Origin of the sequence: uncultured Campylobacter sp. (assembly GCF_938045465.1) — a bacterium.
In the GTDB taxonomy this organism is placed as follows: Bacteria; Campylobacterota; Campylobacteria; order Campylobacterales; family Campylobacteraceae; genus Campylobacter_B.
Map to the genome: position 1 here is coordinate 1 of NZ_CALIBF010000064.1, position 3,828 is coordinate 3,828.

5 protein-coding genes are annotated in these 3,828 nt (G+C 46.3%); 4 read left to right on the forward strand and 1 reads right to left on the reverse strand.

The window, feature by feature from the left end; translation table 11 throughout:
- Window positions 1-121 precede the first annotated feature (121 nt).
- Complete coding sequence (locus Q0413_RS03185; protein ID WP_298987222.1) at window positions 122-748, reverse strand: DUF6037 family protein; 627 nt, start codon at window positions 746-748, stop codon at window positions 122-124.
- A 173-nt stretch (window positions 749-921) separates the two neighbouring features.
- On the opposite strand from Q0413_RS03185, the gene Q0413_RS03190 reads away from it, so the two are divergent.
- From Q0413_RS03190 to Q0413_RS03205, 4 genes are all read left to right on the forward strand, one after another.
- Window positions 922-2,115 (forward strand): tetrahydrodipicolinate N-succinyltransferase N-terminal domain-containing protein, encoded by a 1,194-nt coding sequence (locus Q0413_RS03190; protein ID WP_298987225.1) that lies wholly within the window; start codon window positions 922-924, stop codon window positions 2,113-2,115.
- Between the two features lie 79 nt (window positions 2,116-2,194).
- Complete coding sequence (locus Q0413_RS03195) at window positions 2,195-2,440, forward strand: hypothetical protein (protein ID WP_298987227.1); 246 nt, start codon at window positions 2,195-2,197, stop codon at window positions 2,438-2,440.
- Between the two features lie 34 nt (window positions 2,441-2,474).
- Window positions 2,475-2,861: a hypothetical protein gene (locus Q0413_RS03200; protein WP_298987229.1), complete on the forward strand. Its 387-nt coding sequence runs from the start codon at window positions 2,475-2,477 to the stop codon at window positions 2,859-2,861.
- Between the two features lie 18 nt (window positions 2,862-2,879).
- A partial coding sequence (locus Q0413_RS03205; RefSeq protein WP_298987231.1) for a cation diffusion facilitator family transporter occupies window positions 2,880-3,828 on the forward strand: 949 nt, incomplete at its 3' end.

A 3,828-nucleotide genomic window follows, 5' to 3' on the forward strand; every position in this document is an offset into this window, starting at 1 on the left:
GAAATGCGAAAGCACACCGATGGATGATGTGTTTAGGTAGGGTGAAATTTACTTTCAGAATTGCATATATTTTGCAGATAAGCAATTTGTTTTTGCCTCTAAAACCTAGCCGATATGATAGTTAGTTTCTATTGGCAACCATTCTAATTATTTCCCTGTCCTGTCTTTCATCTTCAATATTGTCTGAAAAAAAGAAACTTAAATTTGTATCATCTTTATATAGGGCATATAAATTTGGTCTTAAAATGTAAGCTTTATTGCTATTTTCAATACTTCTTGTGTTAGGGTTCCCGTTTCTATCAATGCCATTTCTTCTTACATCAAAACAATAAATGGCGTTTGGATTATTTCCCTCCGCGTATCCGCCCAATAAATGTCTTTCGATATCATTATTTGGTCGTCTCCATTCTGTTGGAATAAATCTGGCAAAATGATTGGAAAAATCTAAGAATATATCTCTCATAGCACCTCTATTTTGTATATTAAAAAATTCTATAAATTCTTCAGTAGTTCTAAAATAAACTTCAAAAAAATCAGCGTAGGCTTCTATAGTATTATTTGTGTCTTCCCAATCTATAAATTTCAACCACACCTTAGCATATTCATTAGGTTTTGTTTGTTCGTCTCGGTATCGTTTAAGTATTACTGATGTATTTATATTGTATTGGAATCGAAAAGAAGCTATTACTAAATTCCTATTTTCCATATCTCTGAGTAACGATTTTAAATTTTCAAATCTTATAGGCATCGTGATCTCCAAAATCAAAATATTTTTTATGCTATATTTTTAAAGTATAGCAAATAATTTGCATAATTAAGCTTAAAAATATAAATCAACGAGAAAATGTATGCAACTTTCAAATCCCCTTTTAAATTAAATTTAGATATACTCCCGCGCAATTTTGCGATTAAGGATTAAATATGAAAGAGATTAAAAGCCTAAGCGAGCTTCAGGCTTTTACGGATAAAGTTCGCGCCCAAAAGGGCTATCGCGATCCGATGATGTGGGCGATCGGGCGCGTATTTAAGGGGCGCGCAGAGGGGCACAAAAGCTTAAGTGTAAATTATGCGCACGTAAATTTTAAAGACGGGCTAGTAAGCGCAGCAGTGCTAATCCATGCTCTAACCGAATGCGGCGAGGTCGTGGATTTTAGCGGTAGCGAGTGCGTCCTTCCGCTGACGCATAAAGCCCTAAAAAAGGCGATCGAGGCTTTAAAATTTCTACAGCCAGACGCCAAAGAGGGCGCGCACAAAAATCTACAGGTGCTGCTTGCGGTTAAAGAGGCGATGAAATCGGATGAGCACGCGAGCTTTTGTGCTAGCTTCATCTTTGAGGATGCCGCGCCAAAAAGCGTCGAGAGCGTCTATCTCAAGCTTTACGCGCTTTCGCTAAATCTCTGCGAGCCGCGCACGCTCAATCTAGATGGCGCATTTGGCGTGCTTCCGAACGTCGCGTGGGACGAAAATGCCAGTCCGATCGAGCTTTGGTGGCTGCGAGAAAACGAAATCTCTTTAAAAATGCAGGGCCGCTATCCGCGCATCATCAGCGTCGATAAATTTCCGCGCTACCTAAGCCACGTCGTACCGCCGCAAAACGTTCGGATTTTAGATGACGCGAAGGTGCGTTTGGGTGCGCATATCTCCGCGGGTACGACCGTGATGCCGGGCGCTGCGTATGTGAATTTCAACGCAGGCACGACCGGCAGCGTTATGATCGAGGGGCGCGTCAGCAGCTCGGTCGTCGTGGGAGAGGGCAGCGACATAGGCGGCGGCGCATCGATTTTGGGTGTGCTAAGCGGCACCAACGGCAATGCTGTGAGCATCGGCAAGCACTGCTTGCTGGGCGCAAACTCCGTCACAGGCATTCCGCTCGGTGATCGCTGCATCGTGGATGCCGGCATCGCGATACTTGAGGGCACGAAGGTTTTCATCGCGCAAAAGGATCGCGAGGCGCTATCAGCGCTAAATGCGGGCTTTGCGTTCGATCGTGAAATTTATAAAGGGCTTGAGCTTGCCGGGCTTAGCGGACTTCACTTCCGACAAAACAGCCAAAGCGGGCAGATTACGGCAAGCATTAGCAAGCGTGCGATCAAACTCAACGCGGAACTGCATTAAATTTATAAATTTAAACGGCGGGCGCGGATTGGCTGGAGCTTTTCAAAGCTGTGTTAAATCTATAACTTAAACGGCGAGTTTGAAAAAGATACGGACGATCTCGTCGCGCGCCGCTTTGAGCGAGCGCATGCGATCCGTCGCAAAATTTCCGCTCATAGAATTTCGCGCGGAATTTAAAGAATTTTTGCCGCGATTTAGAAAATTTCTAGCGGTGATTTATGGAATTTACGCCGCTAATTTAACGCGAAAGCTTTTGGCGGCTAGCGGATTTTTGCCGCGCAGAGGGTTCTTAAATTTTAAAAATAGATTGAATTTAAAATTTTAATATGATAGATTTCAAATAAAATTAGGAGGTTAAAATGAAAAAATTTATACTCGCCCTGTTTGGCGTATTTATCTGCAGCGCGGCGCTTGCGGGAGATGCCGATGCCGAGCGCTGCAAGGCTTTGGCGGACGCCGTAAATGGGCACAGTCACCCCGCGACTAAAAATATAGAGTTGAGCGCGGCTACATGCGAGGGCGATAAATTTGTAATTCCCACGATTCTAAAAAATGAAATTTGGGACAAAGTAGATCCCAAAATCAAGCAAAATTTTGAAAGCATTTTGCGCGTCAACAGGCAAAAGGACGTATGCGCGACGATGAAAGCGGGCGGTCTAAAACGCATAGGCGTGCGACAATTTCTGCAAAGCGGCGAAAAAATCGCCGATCTGACCTACACGCGCAGCGATTGCGGCTTAGAGTAAAATTTCAAAGGAGAGATAATGGAAGTGCCTCAAGCGGCGTATAGCAGGGATAAAATCATCATTCGCACCGGTGCGATCGGTATCGTTTCAAATGTAATTTTAGCGGCATTTAAGGGCGTCGTGGGGCTGATTTCTGGCTCGATCGCGATCGTGCTTGATGCGGTAAATAACCTAAGCGACGCGCTTTCGTCCGTCATTACGATCGTGGGCGTGCATCTTGCTAGCAAGCAACCCGATCGCGCGCACCCCTTCGGGCACGGCAGGATCGAGTATCTAAGCGCGATCGTAATCGCCGTCATCATCCTCTACACCGGCGGCGTCTCGCTCGTCGAATCGATCAAAAAGATCATCCATCCGCAAGCGGCGAATTATAATGCGGTTTCGCTCGCCATCATCGCCGTAGCGGTCGCGGCAAAATTTAGCTTGGGGCTCTATACGCAAAAGACGGGCGAGCGCGTAAATTCTGACTCGCTCATCGCTAGCGGAGTTGACGCCAAATACGACGCGCTCGTATCGCTAGCCACCCTCGTAGCGGCTTTTATTTCGCTTATTTTCGGGCTGAGCTTGGAGGCGTATCTGGGCGCGATAATTTCGGCGCTTCTAATCAAAACGGCGTATGAAATTCTGCGCGATACGATCAGCAAGCTTTTGGGTTCGCGTCCGAGTCTGGAGCTGACGAATGAAATTTACGACGTCGTGCGCGGCTTTGAGGGCGTCATCGGCGCGTATGATCTGATGTTTCATGACTATGGGCCCGACAAGATGGTCGGCAGCATCCACATCGAGGTCGCAGAGGACACGACCGCAGCGCAGATCGACGCTCTTACGCGCCGCATCCAAAACGCCGTTTTTGCGAAATTTAATATCATCCTAGATACCGTAGGAATTTACGCTTTTAACAAGAACGATCCACGCGCAGCAGTACGGCATGGAGCCCGCCCAGTTCATGCAGGGCGCCCAGAAGGCC

Coding starts and splice junctions, on each gene's coding strand:
- Q0413_RS03190 (WP_298987225.1), top strand. CDS start 922: ATGAAAGAGATTAAAAGCCTAAGCGAGCTTCAGGCTTTTACGGATAAA.
- Q0413_RS03185 (WP_298987222.1), bottom strand. CDS start 748: ATGCCTATAAGATTTGAAAATTTAAAATCGTTACTCAGAGATATGGAA.
- Q0413_RS03200 (WP_298987229.1), top strand. CDS start 2,475: ATGAAAAAATTTATACTCGCCCTGTTTGGCGTATTTATCTGCAGCGCG.